This window comes from Pseudomonas sp. NBRC 100443, assembly GCF_030268185.1.
Taxonomy (GTDB): Bacteria; Pseudomonadota; Gammaproteobacteria; order Pseudomonadales; family Pseudomonadaceae; genus Pseudomonas; species Pseudomonas citronellolis.
In genome coordinates this window covers 79,617-102,285 of record NZ_BSQE01000014.1, presented here as the reverse complement: position 1 = coordinate 102,285, position 22,669 = coordinate 79,617, and the positions used below count along the sequence as shown (strand labels likewise).

The window sequence follows — 22,669 nt, the reverse complement described above, 5'->3', positions numbered from 1 at the left end:
AAGACAAAGCGCCGCGCCTGTCGCCGAATTCATCGTGCGACGGGCGCGGCGCTTTTTTCATGCCCGCAGAAAAACAAGGAGGCAAGCATGGGCCTGGGACCGAAGCTCGACCACATGCTCGACCGCATCGGCCTGTCGCCGGCGGAGATCGACCAGCGCCTGCGCTACCTGCACTGGCAGCCAGCCGACGAACAGCGCCTGCAGCAGGCCGCCGCCGAGCGCGGCGACAGCCACGCGCGCTTCATCGACCAGCTCTACGCGCACCTCGGCCAGTTCCCGCCGCTGGCGGCCATCCTCTCCGAGCCGGCCACCCTGCAGCGCCTCAAGCGCAGCCAGGCGCAGTACTACGAGCAGCTCTGGGAGGCCCCGCAGGACGGCGGCTACGTGCGCGACCGCCTGCGCATCGGCCTGGTCCACCAGCAGGTGGGGGTGGAGCTGAAGTGGTACCTGGGCGCCTACCGCCTGTACCTGCAGCACATGCTCGACGAACTGCTCGGCGACGCGCCGCAGGCGCAGACCTTCGCCAGCCTGCTCAAGCGGGTGTTCTTCGACATGTCGCTGGCCATCGACACCTACGGCGCCGCCCAGCGCCAGGCCCTGGAGGACAGCGAGGCGCGCTTCGCCCGGGCCCTGCGCGGGGCCAACGACGGCATCTGGGACTGGGACCTGGCCAACGACCGGCTGTACGTTTCCGAGCGCTGGGCGCGCATGCTCGGGCTGAACCGCGACAGCCTCGGCGAGGGCAGCGCCAGCTGGTTCGCCCGCGTGCACCCCGACGACCTGCCCGGCCTGCGCCAGGCCATCGACGCCCACCTGCGCGGCAGCGCCGCCCTGCTCAACCACGAGTACCGCATCCGCCAGCGCGACGGCGGCTACCTCTGGGTGCAGGCCCGCGGGGTGATCACCGACGGGCGCATGGCCGGCTCGCAGAGCGACATCAGCCAGCGCAAGGCCAGCGAGCACCAGCTCAGCCATGCCGCGCGCCACGACCCGCTGACCGGCCTGGCCAACCGCCTGCGCCTGGACGAGTTGCTGCAGCAGGCCCTGCAACGCCAGGGCCGCCCCGGCGCGCGCGAGGCCGGCCTGCTGTTCATCGACCTGGACCGCTTCAAACTGATCAACGACAGCCTCGGCCACGCCGTCGGCGACCGCGTGCTGGTGGAAGTGGCCCAGCGCCTGCTGCGCTGCCTGCGCCCCGGCGACCACCTGGCGCGCTTCGGCGGCGACGAGTTCGTGGTGCTGCTGGACGACATGGCCAACCTGGCCGACGCCGAACAGGTCGCCCAGCGCATGCTCGACTGCCTGCACCAGCCGCTGCACCTGGACGGCCGCACCCTGGTGGTCAGCGCCAGCATCGGCATCACCGGGCTGATCGCCGAGGGCCAGGCGATCGACACCCTGCAGGCCGCGGACCTGGCCCTGTACCGCGCCAAGGAGGCCGGCAAGGCGCAGTACGCGCGCTTCTCCAGTGAGCTGCAGGCCGCCGCGCAGCGCCGCCTGGAGCTGGAGAGCGCGCTGGGCCAGGCGCTGGAGCGCGGCGAATTCAGCCTGCACTACCAGCCGATCCTGCGCATCGACGTCGACCCGCCGCGGCCCATCGCGGTGGAAGTGCTGCTGCGCTGGCAGCGCGACGGCCAGCCGGTCTCCCCGCTGCAGTTCATCCCGGCGCTGGAGGAATCCGGCGAGATCGTCCGCGTCGGCGACTGGGTGCTGCGCGAGGCCTGCCGGCAGACCCGCGCCTGGCAGCGCGACGGCCAACCCTGGCTGTATTGCTCGGTGAATCTGTCCATCCGCCAGCTGCAGCAGCCGGGCTTCACCGAGCGGGTGCGGCAGATCCTCGCCGAGACCGGCCTGGCGCCGCAGAGCCTGGTGCTGGAGATCACCGAGAGCCTGATGATGCAGGACGGCGCCGAGACCCTCGCCTGCCTGCGCGAGCTGGCCGCCCACGGCGTGCGCCTGGCGCTGGACGACTTCGGCACCGGCTATTCGTCCCTGGGCTACCTCAAGCGCTTCCCGCTGGACCTGCTGAAGGTCGACCGCAGCTTCATCGGCAAGGTCCCCGACGACCCCGAGCTGAGCGCCATCTGCCGCGCCATCGTCGGCCTGGGCCGCAGCCTCGGCCTGGAGGTGGTGGCCGAGGGCGTCGAGCACCCCGAGCACCTGGAATTCCTGCGCAAGGAAGGCTGCCGCTTCGCCCAGGGCTTCCTGTTCAGCCCGCCGCTGCCGCCCCACATCCTGCACCCCGCGCCCATGGAGACCCACCGATGAAGCTCAACCTGCCGGTCAGCGGGCGCCAGGTCGAAGTGCCCGCCAGCGCCAACATCCTCTCCACCACCGACCTCAAGGGCGCGGTCAGCCACGTCAACCCGGACTTCCTGGCCATCAGCGGCTTCAGCGCCGAGGAGCTGCTGGGGCACAACCACAACCGCGTGCGCCACCCGGACATGCCGCCGGCCGCCTTCGCCCACCTGTGGCGGACGCTGCAGGCCGGGCGCAGCTGGATGGGCCTGGTGAAGAACCGCTGCAAGAACGGCGACCACTACTGGGTGAGCGCCTTCGTCACGCCGATCCGCCACGACGGCAAGGTGGTGGAGTACCAGTCGGTGCGCACCCGCGCCAGCGCCGCCGAGGTCGAGGCCGCCGAGCAGCTGTACGCGCGCATGCGCGCCGGCTGGCTACCACGCCGGCCGCGCCTGGGCCTGCTGCCGCGGCTGCTAGTAGGCCTGGGCCTGGCGCAGGCCCTGGGCGCGCTGCTGGCATATCTGGCGCCCGCACCCTTGGCCTTCGGCCTGGCCCTGCTGCTTTCCGGCGCCTGGCTGGCGCACCAGTTGCAGCCGCTGCGGCCCCTGCTGGCGCGCGCCCGGCAGGTCGCCGACAACCCGCTGAGCCAGCGCCTGTACAGCGGCCGCAACGACGAATTCGGCGAGCTGGACTTCGCCCTGCGCATGCTCGAAGCCGAGACCGGCGCGGTGGTCGGGCGCATGGCCGAGGCCTCGCGCCAGCTCGCCGAACACGCCGGGCAGTTGGCCGGCACCGTGGCCGACAGCAGCGCCGGCACGCGCCGCCAGCAGCAGGAGACCGACCAGGTGGCCAGCGCCATGCAGCAGCTGGCGCAGAGCGTCCAGGAAGTGGCGCGCCACGCCCAGCACAGCGCGGTGGCGGCGCAGTGCAGCGAGCGGGTGACCCAGGCCGGCCAGGGCGAGGTGCAGGCCACCCGCGGCCAGCTCGCCGCCCTGGAGGACGCGGTGCGCCGCGCCAGCGAGGCGGTGGAGCAACTGCACGGGCACAGCGAGGGCATCTCGCGGATGCTGCAGGTGATCCAGGAAGTCGCCGGGCAGACCAACCTGCTGGCGCTCAACGCCGCCATCGAGGCGGCCCGCGCCGGCGAGGCCGGGCGCGGCTTCGCCGTGGTCGCCGACGAAGTGCGCGCGCTGGCCTCGCGCACCGCCGACTCGGCATTGGATATCCACAGGCTGGTGGGCGACTTGCAACGCGGCGCCGACGCCTCGGTGCAGGCCCTGCGCCACAGCTGCGAACAGGCCCACACCAGCCTCGACCAGGCCGGCCGCGCCGCCGGCGCGCTGGAGGAGATCGCCGGGCAGGTCTCGGCGATCCAGCGCATGAGCCTGGAGATCGCCGGCGCCATCGAGGAACAGGGCTGCGCCAGCGAGGAGATCGAACGCAGCCTGCTGGCCATCCGGGAGTCGGCCGACGGCAATGCCGCCAGTGCGAGCCATAGCCAGGCCAGTGCGGCGCGGGTGGCGGAGTTGGCGGCGGGGTTGAGGATGATGGCGGGGCATTTCTGGGAGGGGCGGCGCAATGCCTGAATGAGGGCGCTGCTCTTCGTAGGAGCGAGCTTGCTCGCGAATGGGGTTTCCTGGGAGCTGCAGGTGCTGGGGTTCAGAGCGCCCTCTCCCTAACCCTCTCCCTGAAGGGAGAGGGGACCGTTGGGCAGATGCTGATATTTCGGCGTTAGCCGGCTTGTACCGAGTACCCGGCTGACACCAAATCCCTTCTCGGCACGGACAAGCCCCCTCTCCCTTCAGGGAGAGGGCTGGGGAGAGGGGACGGAGCCAAACCAAAACACCGAAATCACCGCTGAGCCCCGTTCGCGAGCAAGCTCGCTCCTACGAAAAGCCCCCCTACCCCGCCCGCAACCCCCGCGCCGCGATGAACGCCAGAAACGCCTCCCGGCTCGAATACCGCGGCTGATACCCGAACTCCCGCTTCAACCTCGCATTGTCCAGCACCGGCCGGTAGCGCATGAAGTCCACCTGCTCCGGGCCGAAGGGCGCCAGGCCCAGCGGCCGCAGCATGGCCAGCGCGCCGCGCAGCAGCGGCGCCGGCAGGGTGCGGTAGGGTTTGCGCAACAGCCCGGCGATCTCGCGCAGGCTCAGCGCGCCGTCGCCGGCCAGGTTGTAGATGCCTTCGCTGCCCTGCTCCAGGCCCTGGCGGATGATGTTCACCACGTCCTGGTCCCAGATGAATACGAAGCGGCTGCAGCGCCCACTTATCCCCAGCACCGAACGCCCCATGAACAGGTCGGTGACCGGGTTGTGCACACCCCTCCCGAGGATGGTGCCGGGGCGCAGCACCAGCTGGCGCAGCTGTGGACAACTCTGCCGCAGGCCGGCCAGCAGCTGTTCGATCTCGTGCTTGTGGCGGGCGTAGGGGAACTGCGACTGGCCGCGCAGGGGGTGGTTCTCGTCGATCAGCTCGGCGTTGTCCGGGTGGAAGCCGTAGGCCGCGGCGGAACTGGCCACCACCAGTTGGCCCACCTCGTGCTCCACCGCCGCCTCGAACAGCGCACGGCTGCCGCCGACCTCGATGGTGTGCAGGCGGGTGGCGGACATCTGCGGCGGCGGGTTGACCACCGAGGCCAGGTGCACGATGGCCTGCGGGCGCCACTGTCGCACGCACTCGCGGACCTGCCTGGGGTGGCCGATGTCCAGCTGCACCGGCTCGATGTTCGGCCGCAGGTGCTGCGTCGGCAGGCTGCGCACGTCGGCGGCCACCAGCGTCCAGTCGCGGTGCTGGACCGCCAGTTCGTTGAGCAGGTTCTGGCCGATGTGGCCGGCCGCACCGGTGATCAGGACGCGCATGGGAGCGGCCTCCGCGTTGGACGATACGGCAGGGCGTTGCCGCTAGCGAAAGGCCATCAATCACCCATCGCGCCACGCCTGATGATAGACCGGGCCGGGGCAGGTCGCAGCCCGTCGCCAAGGGTGCCGCCCATGGGTAGGTGGATCGGCGGCAATCCGCTATTCTCCTGGCTTTGCTTTTTTCCAGGCTTGGCCCATGCGTTGGTTGTTCCTCCCCCTCCTGTTCCTGCTCGGCGGCGGCTGGTCGTTGGCCGATTCGCGCTCGACCGTGGAGGGCTACCAGTTGCAGAACGGCATGGGCGTGCTGTTCAAGCCGACCAGCCAGCGCGGCTCGGTGTCCATCCGCCTGGTGGTGGGCGTCGGCTTCTCCGACTTCAGCTGCCATGACCGGCAACTGCCGCACCTGCTGGAACACCTGTTCTTCAGCGGCCTGGACGGCGGCGACGAGGCCGGCCTGGAAGCGCGCATGCAGGCCCTGGGCGGCCAGTGGAACGCCTACACCAGCGAGGGCGACACCACCTTCGTCATCGAGGCGCCGGCGGCCACCCAGCGCCAGGTGCTCGACCTGCTGCTGGAAGTGCTGACCCGCACGCAACTGGACAAGGCCAAGGTGGAGGCCACCAAGCAGGTGCTGATCCGCGAGGACGGCGGCCACTACTCGCACCTGCAGCGCTTCCTCGACCACCAGAACACCAGCCGCCCGGGCCAGGAACAGCTGGCCGTGGAACTCGGCCTGGCCTGCGCCGAGCGCCCGCAGGTGGCGCACCTGACCCAGGCCCAGCTGGAGCAGCTGCGCAGCGACTGGTACGTGCCGGCCAACATGACGCTGATCGTGGTCGGCGACCTCGACCCGCGCCTGCCCGCCTACCTCAGCCACACCTTCGGCAGCCTGCCCGACCGGGCTACGCCGGAACGCCGCGAACTGCCGGAAATGCAGGGCCCGGCGGCGCGCCAGCGGACGCTGGACAGCGGCCTGTTCGGCGAGGGCGCGGTGGTGCACTGGATCTTCCCCGAGCCGGCCGAGGCCGACGGCGCCGCTCTAGACCTGCTGCAGGCCTACCTGAGCGACGCCCTCTATGCCGACCTGCGGGTCCATCGCGAGCTGTCCTACGGGCCCTGGAGCGAGCGCACCTCCTACGCCAACCAGGGTTTCCTCAGCCTCAACGCGGACATCGCCCGGGAGGATGAGGACGCCACCCTGAAGGCCCTGCGCGAGGTGGTGGAGAACATCCGCCAGCACGGCCTGGACGCCCAGCGCTTCGCCCGCATACAGCGGGTGCAGCGGGCGCAGTTGGCCTGGAGCACGCCGAGCAACGCCAGCCTCGCCGACTACTACTGGGGCGCGCTGGGCGACTACGACGGCAGCCAGTTCCCCAACGAGGACCGGCGCCTGGCCAAGGTCAGCCTGCAACGGGCCAACGACACGGCGCGCCAGCTGTTCAAGGACGAAGGCTACCTGCGCATCGAGAAGCCGCTGCTGGACGACGACATGGTCTACCCGCTGGCCGCCGGCGCGGTGCTGTTGGTGCTGCTGCCGCCGGCGGCACTGTGGCTGTGGTGCCGCCGGCGCAAGCGCTGAGCCTTACAGCGCCAGGCGGCGGATCACCCGGGTGGCGTCGTCCGGGTCGCGCTGGGCGCGGAAGCCCAGTTCCACGGCGAGGTCGCGCATGTCGCGGTCGATGGCCTGGTCGATGCTGTACATCTGGGTGAAGCCGTTGCGCCGCGCCACGTCGATCAGGTGGCGCATCAGCGCCTTGCCCAGACCCCGGCGCTTCCAGTCGTCGGCGGTGGTCAGGGCGCATTCGCACTGGTTCGCGTCCACCTTGGCGTAGCGGCTGATGCCGATTTCGCGCAGTTCGCCGTCATCGTGCACCAGGGCGACGAACGCCATGTTGTCCTGGTAATCCACGTCCATCAGGCTGTCGAGCAGCGCGTCGCTGATCTTCACTTCGCCGTGGAAACGCAGCTTGCGCGTCATCGGCGACAGGCGTTCGAGGAAGTTGCGCTCCAACTCGCGGTCTTCCGCGCGCAGCGGGCGGATCAGCACGTGGCTGCCGTCGTCGAGCGTCTCGATCCAGTGGTCATGGCCGCCGGCGGCGAGCGCCGCGGCTTGCTGGTGCAGGGGGGTGGGCATGGCGTTGTCTCCGAGGAGAAGAAGGAAATGTCATTGACCTATCCTTCTCCTGCCGCCCCCGGCCACCCTTGACCGAGGTCAAGGCCGGCCGGGGGCGGCCAGTGGCAAAGCGCCGCAGCCCCTCAGGCGCCGGCCAGCGCGCCGCCGGAAGTGGCCGCGCGGCCGCGGCGGCGGAACAGCACCAGGGTGGCGGCCAGGCCCAGCAGCGCCGCGCCGCTCAGCCACAGGCCGGGGGCGGCCTTGTTGTCCAGGGCGTGGATGAGCCAGGTACAGGCCGCCGGGGTGAAGCCGCCGAAGGTGGCGGTGGCCAGGCTGTAGGCCAGGGAGAAGCCGGTGGTGCGCACGTCCGCCGGCATCACCTCGGTCAGCGCCACCACCATGGCGCCGTTGTAGCTGCCGTAGAGGAACGACAGCCACAGTTCCACCGTCAGCAGGCGGGCGAAGCTGGGCTCGGCCACCAGCCAGGACAGCGTCGGGTAGGCGGTCAGCAGCGCCAGCACGGTGGCGGCGAGCAGCAGCGGGCGGCGGCCGACGCGGTCGGACAGCGCGCCCATCACCGGCAGCCAGAAGAAGTTCGACAGGCCGATGCACATGGTCACCAGCAAGGCGTCGAAGTCCGACAGGTGCAGTTCGTTCCTGCCGAAGGTCGGGGTGTAGGCGGTGATCAGGTAGAAGGAAACGGTGGTCATCACCACCATGGCGGTGCCGGCCAGCACCAGGCCGAAGTTCTGCCCGATGGAGCGCAGCACCTCGCCCAGGCGCGGGTGGTGCTTGCGTTGCTGGAAGGCCTCGGTCTCCTCCAGGGAGCGGCGGATGACGAACAGCGCCGGGACGATCATGCAGCCGACGAAGAAGGGCACGCGCCAGCCCCACTCGCCCATCTGCGCGGGGCTCAGCCAATGGTTGAGGATGACCCCCAGCAGCCCGGCGAAGACCACCGCCACCTGCTGGCTGGCGGACTGCCAGCTGACGAAGAAGCCGCGCTTGCCGGGGGTGGCGATCTCCGCCAGGTACACCGACACGCCGCCCAGCTCGACACCGGCGGAGAAGCCCTGCAGCAGGCGACCGAGCAGCACCAGCAGCGGCGCCAACGCGCCGAGGGTGGAATAGCCGGGGACGAAGGCGATCAGTAGGGTGCCCATGGCCATCAGCGCCAGGGTGATGATCAGGCCCTGGCGGCGGCCGTGGCGGTCGATGTAGGCGCCGAGGAAGATGGCCCCCAATGGGCGCATCAGGAAGCCGGCGCCGAAGGTGGCCAGCGACAGCATCAGCGAGGCGAAGGGGTCGTCGCCGGGGAAGAAGGTCTTGGCGATGGCGGTGGCGTAGAAGCCATACACCATGAAGTCGTACATCTCGAGGAAGTTGCCGCTGACCACGCGGAACACGGCCTTGGCCTTGGAATTCTTGGAAGCCATGGGAAACACCATTCTGACGATCACGGGGCCCTTCCCGGATGCGAGCAGGCAGGCAGCGGCCGGGAAGATATTTGTAACCCTATGTGTAAAAACTACCCGAGATCAAATGAAAAATGGCTGAAAGGCCCGAATTACAAGGGTTTGAAAGGCTGGCGAAAGCTTCGTGACAGCTCGTCGGAAAATTCACAAAAGATTGGCAGGTATGGCAAGCGTCATTCCTGCCTATGGATTGCTCGCCTGCAACCGGCGCCCCATTTCCGCTTCCCGTTCCCGCGCCAGCTTCACCTGGAACAGCTTCCATTCGCGCTCGATCACCGCGTAGGGCACGAACACGCTGATGCGTTTGGCGCCCTTGAGCCCCGGGTGCTGCACGCCGCCCCAGGCCGTGCCCTTGTAGCCGATGTTCATGCCCAGCACGCTGCCGTCGGCCGCCACCAGCGGCCCGCCGGACATCCCCTGGGCCAGGGCCGCGTCATGGATGCCGTACAGCTCTTCGTTGGGCTCGTTGAGGTTGCGGTAGGGCACCGGCCACACCCGCCCGCGGGAGCTCACCGGCAGCAGCAGGGTGCTGCTGCCCAGCGCCGTCACCGCCTCGCCGTTGCGCGGCGCGCGCCAGTGCGGCAGCGGCCCGTCGGCCTTGCGGCGGATGAACACCAGGTCGCAGCGGGTGCTGCAGGAATAGGCCAGGTCCGACAGGTAGGGCACGTGGGCAGCGGTCACCGCATAGTCGGCGTTCCACTGCACCGCCGAAGCCACCATCAGCCCCGGCGCCGGCAGGCCGGACAACACCGTGAAATAACGCGAATTGAGCTGGTCATCGACTTCCGGCTTCACCCAGCCGTTGCAGCCGGCCAGCAGGGCGCACAGCGCCAGGCAACTCACTTTCCCTCTCATTGCGATTTTCCTTAATTTGATTTGAGGAAAATCTAATTTCGATTAAAGGAAAGTTCTTATGAAAAATTAACCCTGTTAAGTGGCGCGAATCCTTAATTAAAAATCCAATTACCTAATTGTTTCTGAAAGAAACTTCAGAAGAATAAGGATATTTAAATATTTTCCGCTTTTGTTAATTAAACGACCGGGCTTCAACCGAAGAACCAGTAGCACACGCCGATGGACGCCAGTACCCCGGCCAGGTCCGCCAGCAGGGCGCAGCCCACGGCGTGGCGGGCGCGCTGGATGCCCACCGAGCCGAAGTACACCGCCAGCACGTAGAAGGTGGTCTCGGTGCTGCCCTGCACGGTGGCCGCCAGGCGCGCGGCAAAGCTGTCCACGCCCTGGCTCTGCATGGTCTCCAGCAGCATGGCGCGCGCCGCGCTGCCGGAGAACGGCTTGACCAGCGCGGTGGGCAGGGCGTCGACGAAGCGGGTGTCCCAGCCCAGGCCCTCGACCGTCCAGCGGATGCCGCCGAGCACCATCTCCAGGGCCCCGGAGGCGCGCAGCACGCCGACGGCGCAGAGCATCGCCACCAGGTAGGGCAGCAGGTTCTTGGCCACGTCGAAGCCTTCCTTCGCCCCTTCGACGAAGGTTTCGTAGACCGGCACCTTCTTCAGCCAGCCGAGCACCAGGAACAGCACGATCAGGCCGAACAGGGTGAGGTTGCCCAGCAGCGACGAGAGCTGCGCCAGCGCCGTGGCGGAAAGCCCGGCCAGCAGCGCCATGAAGGCGCCCAGGGCGAGGGCGCCGGGGATCAGGTAGGCGAGCACCAGCGGGTCCCACAGGCGCAGGCGCTGCATGACCGCCACCGAGAGCAGGCCGACCAGGGTCGAGGCGCTGGTGGCCAGGAGGATCGGCAGGAACACCAGGGTCGGGTCGGCCGCGCCCTGCTGCGCGCGGTACATGAAGATGGTCACCGGCAGCAGCGTCAGCGAGGAGGCGTTGAGCACCAGGAAGAGGATCTGCGCGTTGCTCGCCGTGGTGCTGCTGGGGTTAAGTTCCTGCAGCGCCTTCATCGCCTTGAGGCCGATGGGGGTAGCGGCGTTGTCCAGGCCCAGGCCGTTGGCGGCGAAGTTCAGGGTGATCAGGCCGATGGCCGGGTGCCCGGCCGGCACCTCGGGCATCAGCCGGCGGAACAACGGGCCCAGCAGCCAGGCCAGGCGCTCCACCAGGCCGGCCTTCTCGGCGATGCGCAGGAAGCCCAGCCAGAGCGTCAGGGTGCCGAACAGCAGGACCATGACCTCCACCGACAGCTTGGCCATGGCGAACAGGCTCTCGACCATGGCGGCGAACACGTCGGCCTGGCCGCCGAGCAGCCAGCGCGACAGCGCGGTGACCGCCGCGACCAGGAAAAAGCCGAGCCAGAGGCCGTTGAGCATGAGTATCCCCCCAAGGACGTTGGCCGCGATGATAACGGCGCGCGTCCATCGCTACCAGAAACGCCAAGGCCGCAAAGCGCCTCCGGGCTCGATCCCGAAGCCGGGCATGCGCCCGGTGTAACGGCGGATAACCGCGAACGGTTATTCGCCCTACGTCAATGGTGGGTTGGGTGTAGGGCGAATAATGCGAAGCGTTATCCGCCGTTCGACCTGGCTCAGCGCGCGGTGCTCTGCCGGGCGTCGCTCAGCAGCTCTTCGCCGCGGCCCTGTTCCACCGCCTGCCAGTAGAGCGCGCCCTGCTTGCCGTCGTAGATGCCTTCCCACTTGGAGATCACCAGCACCGCCAGGGCGTTGCCGATGACGTTCAGCGCGGTGCGCGCCATGTCCATGATGCGGTCGACGCCGGCGATGAAGGCCAGGCCTTCCAGGGGAATGCCGACGCTGCCCAGGGTGGCCAGCAGCACCACGAAGGACACCCCCGGCACGCCGGCGATGCCCTTGGAGGTGACCATCAGCGTCAGCACCAGCATCAGCTGCTGGCCGATGGACAGGTCGATGCCGTAGAGCTGGGCGATGAAGATCGCCGCGATGCTCTGGTAGAGCGTCGAGCCGTCGAGGTTGAACGAGTAGCCGGTGGGAACCACGAAGCTGCTCACCGCCTTGGGCGCGCCGTAGGCCTCCATCTTCTCGATGATGCGCGGCAGCACGGTCTCGGAGCTGGCGGTGGAATAGGCCAGGACCAGCTCGTCCTTGAAGATGCGCATCAGCTTGATGATCGAGAAGCCGAACAGCCGCGCCACCAGGCCCAGCACCATGAAGGCGAAGAAGGCGATGGCGAAGTACACCAGCAGCACCAGCTTGGCCAGCGGCAGCAGCGAGGCGAAGCCGAAGCTGGCGACGGTCACGGCGATCAGCGCGAACACGCCGACCGGCGCGTAGAGCATGATCATGTGGGTGACGCGGAACATGGCCTCGGCCACGCCCTGGAACATCTTCACCAGCGGCTCGCGAGTGGGCGCCGGCAGCGACGACAGGCCCAGGCCGAACATCACCGAGAAGAAGATGATCGGCAGCATCTCGCCGCGGGCCATGGCGGCGAAGATGTTCGACGGGATCAGGTTGAGGATGGTCTCGATGAACGCGTGGTGGTGTTCCACTTCCTTGGCGGTCTGCGCGTACTTGGAGATGTCCACCGTGCCCAGGGTGCTCATGTCGATGCCGGCGCCGGGCTGGAACAGGTTGGCCAGCACCAGGCCGACGACGATGGCCACCGTGGTGATGATCTCGAAGTAGACGATGGTCTTCAGGCCGATGCGCCCGAGCTTCTTGGCGTCGCCCATGCCGGCGATGCCGACGATCAGCGAGGAGATGACGATCGGTACCACGATCATCTTGATCAGGCGGATGAAGATGTCGCCCGCCGGCTGCAGGATGTTGCTGATCCACCAGGCCTTTTCCGCGCTGAAGTGGTTCAGCACGGTACCCATGGCGATGCCCAGTGCCAGACCGATGACGATCTGCCAGGCGAGGCTGAGCTTGGCTTTGCCCATAGTGTGTTCACCCTTGGTTCTTGTGGAAGTCGGGGGTTTCGCCCGCCGCCGGGATGGCCGGGGTGGCGAAAAAAAGGGCGCATGATTCCCACCCCCCTTCTTCGCGTCTAATGCCGGAAACGGCTACCCCATGCACAATCGGAATGGGGAAAAGCAAATGGAACGGGTGTTCCAGGCCCACGGGCCATTGCTTTTTGCATGGGATTGGGGCTGAAAAAGCCGTGATGGCCGCTTTTTTCGAACCCTGTGGGTGGAAAGCGAGTCCCGGGGAGGCATTCGCTTTCCCTGCCGCTGGTGCGCTGCCGTGACGCAGGCGTGGGGGCCTGTAGTTCGCGATGGATGGTCGTCCGGGTGACCTGGCGCGGCGGTGATATTTTAGGGGGCCAGGGGGGTGGGTCGGGGTTGATTGATATCAGGGAAGTTGGAGGTGGGTGATGGGGCCTTAAGAGCGCCCTCTCCGTTCAAGAGCGCCCTCTCCCTAACCCTCTCCCTGAAGGGAGAGGGGACCGTTCGGAGTGCGTGGGTATTCCTGAGTTAGCCGGCAACTCCGAAGGTTTCCGGCCGAAACCTTAACTTTCAGCCAGCGGACTGCCCCTCTCCCTTCAGGGCGGGGCGTGCAGCCGAGGGCTGGGGAGAGGGGCTCTTCAAGCTCCACAAGCTCCATAACTTCCACAAGCTCCACAGAAGCCATCGAAGCTCCCCCTCACAGCCTCACACCTGACCCGGCCCTCGTCGGAGGCACTCCCTGTACCCCTGGGTCGCTGCGGGCTCACCACTCCCCCCAGCATCCCGGCCCCCTGGTCATGCGCCGTCGCCGGCGCGGATTCAGTACCAGTTCGGATCGGCCTTGAGCTGCTCGTCGAGCAGCTGCTGCATGCCGGCGTCCGGCTCGCCCAGCCAGCGGAAGCTGGCGTGGCGGCTGGGCGACTTGTCCGGCGGCAGGTTTTCCGGCACCTGCACGTAGAGCGCGTAGGCATCCTTCTTGTTCCAGCTGAAGGCCACGTAGAGGCGGTTGGCCGCGCAGTCGTGGGCCTTGCACAGCTCGCCCACCAGGTATTTGTCGCCGTCCTCCTCTTCTACCTGCATGGGTGTGGCGGTGCCGTCCAGGTTCATCACCCAGTCGGGCAGCCGTTCTTCCTTCTTCACCAGGTCCTGCCAGGTCTCGCGGTACTGCGGGTCGCTGTCCAGCAGCTCGTTGAGGCGGTAGATGGCGTCGTTGTCGGCCGCCCACCCCTGCCCGGCCGCCAGCAGCGGCAGCGCGAGCAGGAACCGACGCAGCGGGCGCGGCTCAGCCACGGCGCCGCCCGACGAAGAAGGAGATGACGAAGAGCACCAGGAACAGCACGAAGAGAATCTTGGCGATACTGGTCGCGGCGCCGGCGATGCCACCGAAGCCGAGTACCCCGGCGATGATGGCGATGATCAGGAATGTGAGAGCCCAGCTCAGCATGGAATGTCTCCTCTGTCATGGAAAGGCGGTGCGCGCCCCTCAGAACACCCAGCTCACCCGCGAGGTCTGGCGGACCACCGCGGTGCTGGCGGCCTCTTCCGTGATGGCCATTCGTTCGTCCTGCAGCCTCGACGGCTGTCCGAGGAAAGCGCTGGACACAGGTTCCTGCACCGGCGCGGCGGAAGGCTGTGGAGCGACCGGATACCAACGGTCCAGCAGTACGACCACGGCGACGGCCAGCAACAGCAGCCGCCCCAGCGAATCCCCCTTGGCTCCATCAGCGTTCATCGACGTGCTCCTCCCGAAGGATTGGTGATCGGCCGGCGCGGGTGCACCGGGCCTCCCGCAACCTGTCTCGCACGCCGCGTGCCAGGTCGATGACTTTGACTAATCCCTTTTAAAACAATGGCTTGTAAAAATCAGCGGGCCGCCGGCAGCGCGCATCCTGCACGACAGGCCGGTTCCGGCCGTGCGTTTTGCACGGGACCCGGCAGGTCGTTCCCCTTCCCGTCCGCTTTCCTTCGCCAGAGGCGCCGGTGTCCTTCAGAGATGCGTCTAACTTTCATTGCAACTTGCAAGAAATTTCCTGGACTAAAAGACGCATACGCGAAAGGAATTTCCTACTACGAGGCACCCCGAATGGACCCCACTCCGGAGACGCTTGGCCGAATCCTGCTGGTCGACGACGAACCCGCCATCCTGCGCACCTTCCGCTATTGCCTGGAGGACCAGGGCTACAGCGTGGCCACTGCATCCAGCGCGGCCCAGGCCGATGCCCTGCTGCAACGCCAGGTCTTCGACCTGTGCTTCCTCGACCTGCGCCTGGGCGAGGACAACGGCCTGGACGTGCTGGCCCAGATGCGCCTGCAGGCGCCCTGGATGCGCGTGGTGATCGTCACCGCGCATTCCGCCGTGGACACCGCCGTGGACGCCATGCAGGCCGGCGCCGCCGACTACCTGGTCAAGCCCTGCAGCCCCGAGCAGCTGCGCCTGGCCGCGGCCAAGCAGTTGGAGGTGCGCCAGCTCACCGCACGCCTGGAGGCCCTGGAGGGCGCCCAGGCCAGCCAGGCCGAGCAGCTCGAATCCCACAGCCCGGCGATGACCGCGGTGCTGGAGACCGCGCGCCAGGTAGCCGCCACCGACGCCAACATCCTCATCCTCGGCGAATCCGGCTCCGGCAAGGGCGAGCTGGCCCGCGCCATTCACGCCTGGAGCAAGCGCGCGAAGAAATCCTGCGTGACCATCAACTGCCCGTCGCTGAACGCCGAGCTGATGGAGAGCGAGCTGTTCGGCCACAACCGCGGGGCCTTCACCGGCGCCAGCGAGAGCACCCAGGGGCGGATCAGCCAGGCCGACGGCGGCACCCTGTTCCTCGACGAGATCGGCGACTTCCCGCTGCCGCTGCAGGCCAAGCTGCTGCGTTTCATCCAGGACAAGGAATACGAGCGCGTCGGCGACCCGGTCACGCGCCGCGCCGACGTGCGCATCCTCGCCGCCACCAACCGCGACCTGGCCGGCATGGTGGCCCAGGGGGCGTTCCGCGAGGACCTGCTCTACCGCCTCAACGTCATCGTCCTCAACCTGCCGCCGCTGCGCGAGCGCGCCGAGGACATCCAGGGCCTGGCCGAGCGCTTCCTCGCCCGCTTCGTCAAGGACTACGGGCGCCCGGCCCGCGGCTTCAGCCCGGCCTCGGCCGCGCTGCTGCGGCAGTACGCCTGGCCGGGCAACGTGCGCGAGCTGCGCAACGTGATCGAGCGCGCCAGCATCATCTGCAACCAGGAACTGGTGGAGCCCGAGCACCTGGGGCTCGGCGAACAGAGCGGCGCCGCCGCCGTGCCGCGGGTCGGCGAGGCGCTGAGCCTGGAGGAACTGGAGAAGGCCCACATCGCCTCGGTGATGGCCAGCGCCCCGACCCTCGACCAGGCGGCGAAGATCCTCGGCATCGACGCCTCCACCCTGTACCGCAAGCGCAAGCAGTACAACCTGTGAAGCGCGCGCTGACCCTGCGCTCGCGGATGTTCCTCAGCATCTCGGCGCTGATCACCCTGGCCCTGATCGGCCTGCTGCTGGGGGTGTTCAGCGTGATGCTGATGGGCCGCGAACAGGAGCGGCTGATCTCGCACAACTTCGCCACCATCGCCAGCAGCCAGCAGCTGCGCCAGTCGCTGGACGACCAGTTGGCCCAGCTGCTCAGCGACAGCCCCGACGCGCAGCGCCTGGCGCGGCTGCGCGAGCAGTTCGACCGCTACCTCGCCGAAGGCCGGGCGAAAGCCGCCAGCGACGTCGAGCGCACCCTCTACGAGCGCATCGACCAGGCCAACCAGGAGTTCCAGGGCCAGGTCAGCTCCTCCGGCAGCAACCGCTGGAGCCTGGTGGTGGAGAGCGACTTCAGCCGCACCTTCACCTCCCTGCACCAGTACCTGCTGGCGCTGCACAACCACGCCATCCAGACCATCAGCGACGCGGAGCGCAGCTCGCGCCGCCACGCCTGGCTGATCGCCAGCCTGCTGGGGCTGGTGGGCGTGGCCATGCTGGTGATCGGCTTCGTCACCGCCCACGGCATCGCCCGCCGCTTCGGCGCCCCCATCGAGGCCCTGGCGCAGGCCGCCGACCGCATCGGCAAGGGCGACTTCGAGGTCAGCCTGCCGGTCTCGCGGGAAGCCGAGATGGCCTCGCTGAGCCGGCGTTTCGGCCTGATGGCCCAGGCCCTGGCCGAGTACAAGGCAACCAACATCGAGGCGGTGCTGGCCAGCCAGCGGCGCCTGCAGGCGGTGCTCGACAGCATCGACGACGGCCTGGTGATCATCGACCGGCGCAGCCGCATCGAGCACGCCAACCCGGTGGCCAGCCGCCAGCTGTTCTCCCGGGCCGACCCCCATGGCCAGCTGCTGGGCGAGCTGATCGACAACCAGGAGCTGCTGCAGGCCACCGGCCTGGTGCTGCAGGGCGAGTCGATGGGCGACGATACGCCCCAGGACCTGCAGGTCGAGATCGGCGGCGAAAATCGCCTGCTGGCCTGGACCCTGGCCCCGGTCACCCATGACGACGGGCGCAACATGGGCGCGGTGCTGGTGCTGCGCGACGTCACCGAGCTGCGCGCTTTCGAGCGGGTGCGCAGCGAATTCGTGCTGCGCGCCTCCCACGAGCTGCGCACCCCGGTCACCGGCCTGCACATGGCCTTCGCCCTGCTGCGCGAACGCCTGGCGCTGCCCGAGGGCAGCCGCGAGCGCGAGCTGGCCGATACCGTCGACGAGGAAATGCAGCGCCTGGTGCGGCTGATCGACGACCTGCTGAACTTCTCCCGCTACCAGGACGGCCAGCAGAAGCTCGACCGCCAGCCCTGCACGGTGGGCGAGTTGCTGGAACAGGCGCGCCAGCGCTTCCTCGCCCGCGCCCAGGCCCAGGGCATCGGCCTGGGGATAGTGCTGGAGGACCAGTTGCCGGTCCTCAGCGTCGACCGCCTGCGCCTGGAGCGCGTGCTGGACAACCTGCTGGGCAACGCCCTGCGCCACACCCCGAAGGGCGGCAGCGTGCAGCTGCTCGCCCAGCGCCAGAGCCAATGGCTGATGCTGGCGGTGGAGGACTCCGGTGAGGGCATCGCCTACAGCCAGCAGGCGCGCATCTTCGAGCCCTTCGTGCAGGTGGGCCGGCGCAGCGGCGGGGCCGGCCTGGGCCTGGCCCTGTGCAAGGAGATCGTGCAGCTGCACGGCGGGCGCATCGGCGTGCGCTCGCAGCCCGGCCAGGGCACGCGCATCTACATGCTGCTGCCGGTCTGAACCGCCGGCGCGGCCATGGAGGTGGGCACCGCCAGCAGCAGCGCGGCGGTCTCCAGGTCCGGCACGCCGTCGAAGCGCGCCGGCCGGTAGCGCATCTGGAAGGCGGCGATGACGTTGCGTGTCGCCTCGTCCAACTGGCCATTGAGCGGTACGGCGTAGCCATGCCGCGCCAGTTGCTGCTGGAACCAGCCGGGCGCCGGCAACTGGCCGTTCAGCTCGGCCAGGCGATGCGCCAGGTCGCCCGGCTGCGGCCAGGGGATCAGGCCGGCGTCGGCCAGGCGCTTCCAGGGGAAGGCCGGGCCCGGGTCGACCTTACGCTGCGGGGCGATGTCGCTGTGCCCGAGGATGTGCTCGGGGGTGATGCCCTGGCGCTTGACGATGTCCTTCAGCAGCAGGATGAGAGCATCGATCTGGCCCTGTGGATAAGGTGTCCACACCCGCCCTCCCGGCGTCTCGCGGTAACCCGGGTTGACCAGCTCGATGCCGATCGAGGTGGAGTTCAGCCAGGTCCGCCCCTGCCACTCGCTCTGCCCGGCGTGCCAGGCGCGGCGGTTCTCGTCCACCAGCTGGTAGATGGTCGGCGGATTGGCGCCGATCAGGTAGTGGGCGCTGACCTCGCCGCGGGTGAGCAGCTGCAGCGAGCGCGGCAGGTCCGCCGAGGTGTAGTGGATGATGATGTACTGGACACGGCTGTCCTGGTTGCGCGAGGGGTGCTCGCGGTCGATTTCCAGGCCGCCCCGGCCGGCGCAGGCGGCCAGCAGCAGGGTGGCGAACATCAGGCACAGGTGGCGCATGGTGGCTCCACGGTCATCCGACGATGTGCAGCACGCTACGCAGGTTCTGCAGCAGCATGTTGACGCTGAGCATGATCAGCAGCATGCCGGCCAGGCGCTCTACGGCGGTGAGCCCGCGCGGGCCGAGGAAGCGCTGCAGGAAGGACGCCTGCAGCAGGATCAGCGCGGTGGCGGCCCAGGCCAGGATCACCGCCAGGTACAGCTCCCATAGCGGACCAGTGTAGGTGGTGCGCAGGGTGATCAGCATGGCCAGCGCCGAAGGCCCGGCCACCGCCGGAGTGGCCAGGGGCACCAGCAGCGGCTCGCTGTCGGGCATGTCGCCGAGCACGCCTTGGGGCGTGGGGAAGATCAGGCGCATGGCGACCACGAAGAGGATGATGCCGCCGGCGATGCCGGTGGCCTCCCTGGACAGGCCCAGGCCGGTGAGGATGTGCTCGCCCAGGGTGAGGAACAGCAGCAGCAGGCCGAGGGCGAACAGCAGCTCGCGCAGCGCGACCTTGAGCCGGCGTTCGGCCGGTACCGACTTGAGGGCGGCGAGGAACACCGCGATGTTGCCGAAGGGGTCGGTGATCAGGAAGATCAGGACGGCGACGCCGAGCATGTGGATAACTCCAGGAACAGGAACCGACGCCTGGGCGCCGGGCAGAAAGCCGTCCCTGTGGATGAATCAGCCGGGGACGCGACGGCCGTGGGCGCCTGTGCATAACTTCACGGCAGGCGCCGCGCGGGTGTGGATGTCGGTTTATCCACAGCCCCTCAGGACTTCTTGATCTTCTCCGGGCGCTTCCAGCCCTCGATCACCCGCTGCTTGGCGCGGCCGACCGCGAGGGTCTGCGCCGGGACCTCGGCGGTGATGGTGGAACCCGCGCCGGTCGTGGCCCCGGCGCCGATATCCACAGGCGCCACCAGGGAGTTGTTGGAGCCGATGAACACGTCCTCGCCGATCACCGTGCGCCATTTGTTGGCGCCGTCGTAGTTGCAGGTGATGGTGCCGGCGCCGATGTTGGTACGCGCACCGACCTCGCTGTCGCCCAGGTAGGTCAGGTGGCCGACCTTCACGCCCTCGTGCAGGTGGGCGTTCTTCAGCTCGACGAAGTTACCCACATGCACCTGGCTCTCCAGCACGCTGCCGGGGCGCAGGCGGGCGAACGGGCCGACGTCGCTGCCGGGGCCGACGTCGGCGCCTTCCAGGTGGCTGTTGGCCTTGATGATGGCGCCGCGGCGCAGGACGCTGTTGCGGATGGTGCAGTTCGGGCCGATCTGCACTTCGTCCTCGATGTCCACGCGGCCTTCCAGCACCACGTTGACGTCGATCTGCACGTCGCGGCCGGCGTTGACCTCGCCGCGCACGTCGAAGCGCGCCGGGTCCAGCAGGGTCACGCCCTGGGCCATCAGGCGGCGGGCGATGCGCAGCTGGTAGAAGCGCTCCAGCTCGGCCAGCTGCAGGCGGTCGTTGGCGCCCTGCACTTCCATGGCCGCCTGGGGTTGCGCGGTGGCCACGCGCAGGCCGTCGGCCACCGCCATGGCGATGACGTCGGTGAGGTAGTACTCGCCCTGGGCGTTGGCGTTGGACAGCCGGCCCAGCCAGCCTTCCAGGCGCTGGCGCGGCACGCAGAGGATGCCGGTGTTGCCCTCGCGGATGGCGCGCTGCTCGGCGCTTGCGTCCTTCTGTTCGACGATGGCCTTCACCTCGCCGTCCTGGCCACGGATGATCCGGCCGTAGCCGGTGGGGTCGTCCAGCTCCACGGTGAGCAGCGCCAGCTGCTCGGCGCTGGCCTGCTGCAGCAAGCGTTCGAGGGTCGGCAGCTCGATCAGCGGCACGTCGCCGTAGAGGATCAGCACACGCTCCGCGCTCAGGTAGGGCGCGGCCTGGGCCACGGCGTGGCCGGTGCCCAGCTGTTGTTCCTGGACCACGAAATTCAGGTCATCGGCCTGCAGGCGCTCGCGCACCCGTTCGGCGCCATGCCCGATCACCACGTGGATGCGCTGCGGGGCGAGGCCCCGGGCGGTATCGATCACGTGGGCCAGCATGGGTTTGCCGGCGACCGGATGGAGGACTTTCGGCAGGGCCGAGCGCATGCGCGTGCCCTGGCCGGCGGCGAGGATGACGATTTCGAGGGACATGAAGTTGGACCGTCCTGGTAACGCTGGATGTAGAAAAAGAAAAAGGGTAGCCAAGGCTACCCTTTTCCCCTAGGTCGCTAAAGCCCGGGCCCCGGATTCGTCGCCGATCCCGAAAGCCCTGGCCGTTGCGAGCCGGCTCAGCCGCCGAACTTCTTGCGAACCTGCTGGACCGTGCGCAGTTGCGCTGCGGCTTCGGCCAGGCGGGCTGCAGCGGAGCTGTAGTCGAACTCGGCACCTTTGGCGTGCAGAGCCTTCTCAGCTTCCTTCAGCGCGGTCTGAGCGGCCGCTTCGTCGAGGTCGCCCGCGCGGATCACGGTGTCGGCCAGGACCTTCACCATGTTCGGCTGGACTTCGAGGAAACCGCCGGAGATGTAGTACACCTCCTGCTCGCCACCCTGCTTGACCACGCGGATCGGACCCGGCTTGAGCTCGGTGATCAGCGGCGCGTGGCCCGGGGCGATACCCAGATCGCCGAGGGAACCGTGCGCAACGACCATCTCGACCAGTCCGGAGAAGATCTCCGCTTCGGCGCTGACGATGTCGCAGTGGACAGTAATAGCCATACCCTTGCCTCACGTAAGCGCCCGTTGCCGGGCGCACGGATTACAGCTTCTTCGCTTTCTCGATGGCTTCTTCGATGCCGCCGACCATGTAGAACGCCTGCTCCGGCAGGTGGTCGTAGTCGCCGTTGAGGATGCCTTTGAAGCCAGCGATGGTGTCCTTCAGGGAGACGTACTTGCCCGGCGAGCCGGTGAAGACTTCTGCCACGAAGAACGGCTGGGACAGGAAGCGCTGGATCTTACGAGCACGGGCCACCAGCAGCTTGTCGGACTCGGACAGTTCGTCCATGCCGAGGATCGCGATGATGTCCTTCAGCTCCTTGTAGCGCTGCAGGATGTACTGCACGCCACGAGCGGTGTCGTAGTGATCCTGGCCGATGACCAGCGGGTCCAGCTGACGGGAGGTGGAGTCCAGCGGGTCCACGGCCGGGTAGATACCCAGCGAGGCGATGTCGCGGGACAGTACCACGGTGGCGTCGAGGTGGGCGAAGGTGGTCGCCGGGCTCGGGTCGGTCAGGTCGTCCGCGGGAACGTAGACGGCCTGGATCGAGGTGATCGAGCCTTGCTTGGTGGAGGTGATGCGCTCTTGCAGCACGCCCATTTCCTCGGCCAGGGTCGGCTGGTAGCCCACTGCGGAAGGCATACGGCCCAGCAGTGCGGATACTTCGGTACCGGCGAGGGTGTAACGGTAGATGTTGTCGATGAACAGCAGTACGTCGCGGCCTTCGTCACGGAACTTCTCGGCCATGGTCAGGCCGGTCAGCGCCACGCGCAGACGGTTGCCCGGCGGCTCGTTCATCTGGCCGTAGACCAGGGCTACCTTGTCGAGAACGTTGGAGTCCTTCATCTCGTGGTAGAAGTCGTTGCCCTCACGGGTACGCTCGCCCACGCCGGCGAACACGGAGTAACCGCTGTGCTCGATGGCGATGTTGCGGATCAGCTCCATCATGTTCACGGTCTTGCCGACGCCGGCGCCACCGAACAGGCCTACCTTGCCGCCCTTGGCGAACGGGCAGACCAGGTCGATCACCTTGATGCCGGTTTCCAGCAGCTCGTTGCCGCCAGCCTGGTCAGCGTAGGAGGGAGCCTCGCGGTGGATACCCCAGCGCTCTTCCTCGCCGATGGGGCCGGCTTCGTCGATCGGGTTGCCCAGTACGTCCATGATGCGGCCCAGGGTCGCTTTACCGACCGGGACGGAGATGGCTGCGCCGGTGCTTTCCACGTTCAGGCCACGCTTGAGGCCTTCGGTGGAACCCATCGCAATGGAACGGACCACGCCGTCGCCCAGCTGCTGCTGGACTTCCAGGGTGGTGTCGACGCCCTGAACCTTCAGGGCCTCGTAGATGCTCGGCACGGCATCGCGCGGGAATTCCACGTCGATCACGGCGCCGATGATTTGAACGATACGTCCGCTACTCATGTCTGGTTCCTCTGAATTTTGAACCTGTT

General features: G+C 68.1%; 19 protein-coding genes. 5 read left to right on the top strand and 14 right to left on the bottom strand.

Annotated elements, in window-relative coordinates:
* Nucleotides 1–87 precede the first annotated feature (87 nt).
* The gene (locus tag QSJ95_RS18995) at nt 88–2,268 is read left to right on the top strand and encodes a putative bifunctional diguanylate cyclase/phosphodiesterase (RefSeq protein ID WP_285644548.1); all 2,181 of its coding nucleotides are present in this window, start codon (nt 88–90) and stop codon (nt 2,266–2,268) included.
* Nucleotides 2,265–3,827, top strand: coding sequence for a methyl-accepting chemotaxis protein (locus tag QSJ95_RS18990; protein WP_285644546.1), 1,563 nt, complete (start codon nt 2,265–2,267; stop codon nt 3,825–3,827). Before QSJ95_RS18995 ends, QSJ95_RS18990 begins: the two co-directional genes overlap by 4 nt.
* A gap of 315 nt (nt 3,828–4,142) precedes the next feature.
* On the opposite strand, the gene QSJ95_RS18985 is transcribed toward QSJ95_RS18990, so the two are convergent.
* Nucleotides 4,143–5,102 carry an NAD-dependent epimerase/dehydratase family protein gene (locus QSJ95_RS18985; RefSeq protein WP_276214366.1) on the bottom strand — a complete coding sequence of 320 codons (960 nt, stop codon included), beginning with the start codon at nt 5,100–5,102 and terminating at the stop codon, nt 4,143–4,145.
* A 196-nt stretch (nt 5,103–5,298) separates the two neighbouring features.
* On the opposite strand from QSJ95_RS18985, the gene QSJ95_RS18980 reads away from it, so the two are divergent.
* On the top strand, nt 5,299–6,681 hold the full coding sequence (locus QSJ95_RS18980) for a M16 family metallopeptidase (protein WP_058487965.1): 1,383 nt from the start codon (nt 5,299–5,301) through the stop codon (nt 6,679–6,681).
* Between the two features lie 3 nt (nt 6,682–6,684).
* On the opposite strand, the gene QSJ95_RS18975 is transcribed toward QSJ95_RS18980, so the two are convergent.
* The 8 genes from QSJ95_RS18975 to QSJ95_RS18940 form a co-directional block, all read right to left on the bottom strand.
* Nucleotides 6,685–7,236: a GNAT family N-acetyltransferase gene (locus tag QSJ95_RS18975; RefSeq protein WP_009614384.1), complete on the bottom strand. Its 552-nt coding sequence runs from the start codon at nt 7,234–7,236 to the stop codon at nt 6,685–6,687.
* A 122-nt stretch (nt 7,237–7,358) separates the two neighbouring features.
* Complete coding sequence (locus QSJ95_RS18970) at nt 7,359–8,651, bottom strand: MFS transporter (RefSeq protein ID WP_269961993.1); 1,293 nt, start codon at nt 8,649–8,651, stop codon at nt 7,359–7,361.
* A 222-nt stretch (nt 8,652–8,873) separates the two neighbouring features.
* Nucleotides 8,874–9,545: a serine protease family protein gene (locus QSJ95_RS18965; protein WP_285644541.1), complete on the bottom strand. Its 672-nt coding sequence runs from the start codon at nt 9,543–9,545 to the stop codon at nt 8,874–8,876.
* 191 nt (nt 9,546–9,736) lie between these two features.
* Nucleotides 9,737–10,966 (bottom strand): spore maturation protein, encoded by a 1,230-nt coding sequence (locus QSJ95_RS18960; RefSeq protein WP_285644539.1) that lies wholly within the window; start codon nt 10,964–10,966, stop codon nt 9,737–9,739.
* Between the two features lie 215 nt (nt 10,967–11,181).
* Nucleotides 11,182–12,516, bottom strand: a complete 1,335-nt coding sequence (gltP, locus tag QSJ95_RS18955) for a glutamate/aspartate:proton symporter GltP (protein WP_285644535.1) — start codon at nt 12,514–12,516, stop codon at nt 11,182–11,184.
* An 825-nt stretch (nt 12,517–13,341) separates the two neighbouring features.
* On the bottom strand, nt 13,342–13,812 hold the full coding sequence (locus QSJ95_RS18950) for an inhibitor of vertebrate lysozyme family protein (protein ID WP_009614389.1): 471 nt from the start codon (nt 13,810–13,812) through the stop codon (nt 13,342–13,344).
* Nucleotides 13,805–13,966, bottom strand: a complete 162-nt coding sequence (locus QSJ95_RS18945) for a DUF1328 domain-containing protein (protein WP_009614390.1) — start codon at nt 13,964–13,966, stop codon at nt 13,805–13,807. Before QSJ95_RS18945 ends, QSJ95_RS18950 begins: the two co-directional genes overlap by 8 nt.
* Nucleotides 13,967–14,005: 39 nt before the next feature.
* On the bottom strand, nt 14,006–14,254 hold the full coding sequence (locus QSJ95_RS18940; RefSeq protein WP_009614391.1) for a hypothetical protein: 249 nt from the start codon (nt 14,252–14,254) through the stop codon (nt 14,006–14,008).
* A gap of 351 nt (nt 14,255–14,605) precedes the next feature.
* On the opposite strand from QSJ95_RS18940, the gene algB reads away from it, so the two are divergent.
* Complete coding sequence (algB, locus tag QSJ95_RS18935; RefSeq protein WP_009614393.1) at nt 14,606–15,955, top strand: sigma-54-dependent response regulator transcription factor AlgB; 1,350 nt, start codon at nt 14,606–14,608, stop codon at nt 15,953–15,955.
* 26 nt (nt 15,956–15,981) lie between these two features.
* Nucleotides 15,982–17,742, top strand: coding sequence for an ATP-binding protein (locus tag QSJ95_RS18930; protein ID WP_134163492.1), 1,761 nt, complete (start codon nt 15,982–15,984; stop codon nt 17,740–17,742).
* On the opposite strand, the gene QSJ95_RS18925 is transcribed toward QSJ95_RS18930, so the two are convergent.
* The 5 genes from QSJ95_RS18925 to atpD form a co-directional block, all read right to left on the bottom strand.
* Nucleotides 17,721–18,536 (bottom strand): N-acetylmuramoyl-L-alanine amidase, encoded by an 816-nt coding sequence (locus tag QSJ95_RS18925; RefSeq protein WP_285644532.1) that lies wholly within the window; start codon nt 18,534–18,536, stop codon nt 17,721–17,723. The two genes, QSJ95_RS18930 and QSJ95_RS18925, sit on opposite strands and share 22 nt — an antisense overlap.
* 13 nt (nt 18,537–18,549) lie before the next feature.
* Complete coding sequence (locus QSJ95_RS18920; protein ID WP_024128857.1) at nt 18,550–19,143, bottom strand: MarC family protein; 594 nt, start codon at nt 19,141–19,143, stop codon at nt 18,550–18,552.
* A 149-nt stretch (nt 19,144–19,292) separates the two neighbouring features.
* On the bottom strand, nt 19,293–20,660 hold the full coding sequence (gene glmU, locus QSJ95_RS18915) for a bifunctional UDP-N-acetylglucosamine diphosphorylase/glucosamine-1-phosphate N-acetyltransferase GlmU (protein ID WP_043270156.1): 1,368 nt from the start codon (nt 20,658–20,660) through the stop codon (nt 19,293–19,295).
* Between the two features lie 137 nt (nt 20,661–20,797).
* Nucleotides 20,798–21,223, bottom strand: a complete 426-nt coding sequence (locus tag QSJ95_RS18910; protein WP_009614398.1) for a F0F1 ATP synthase subunit epsilon — start codon at nt 21,221–21,223, stop codon at nt 20,798–20,800.
* Between the two features lie 40 nt (nt 21,224–21,263).
* Nucleotides 21,264–22,640, bottom strand: a complete 1,377-nt coding sequence (gene atpD / locus QSJ95_RS18905; RefSeq protein ID WP_009614399.1) for a F0F1 ATP synthase subunit beta — start codon at nt 22,638–22,640, stop codon at nt 21,264–21,266.
* Nucleotides 22,641–22,669 lie beyond the last annotated feature (29 nt).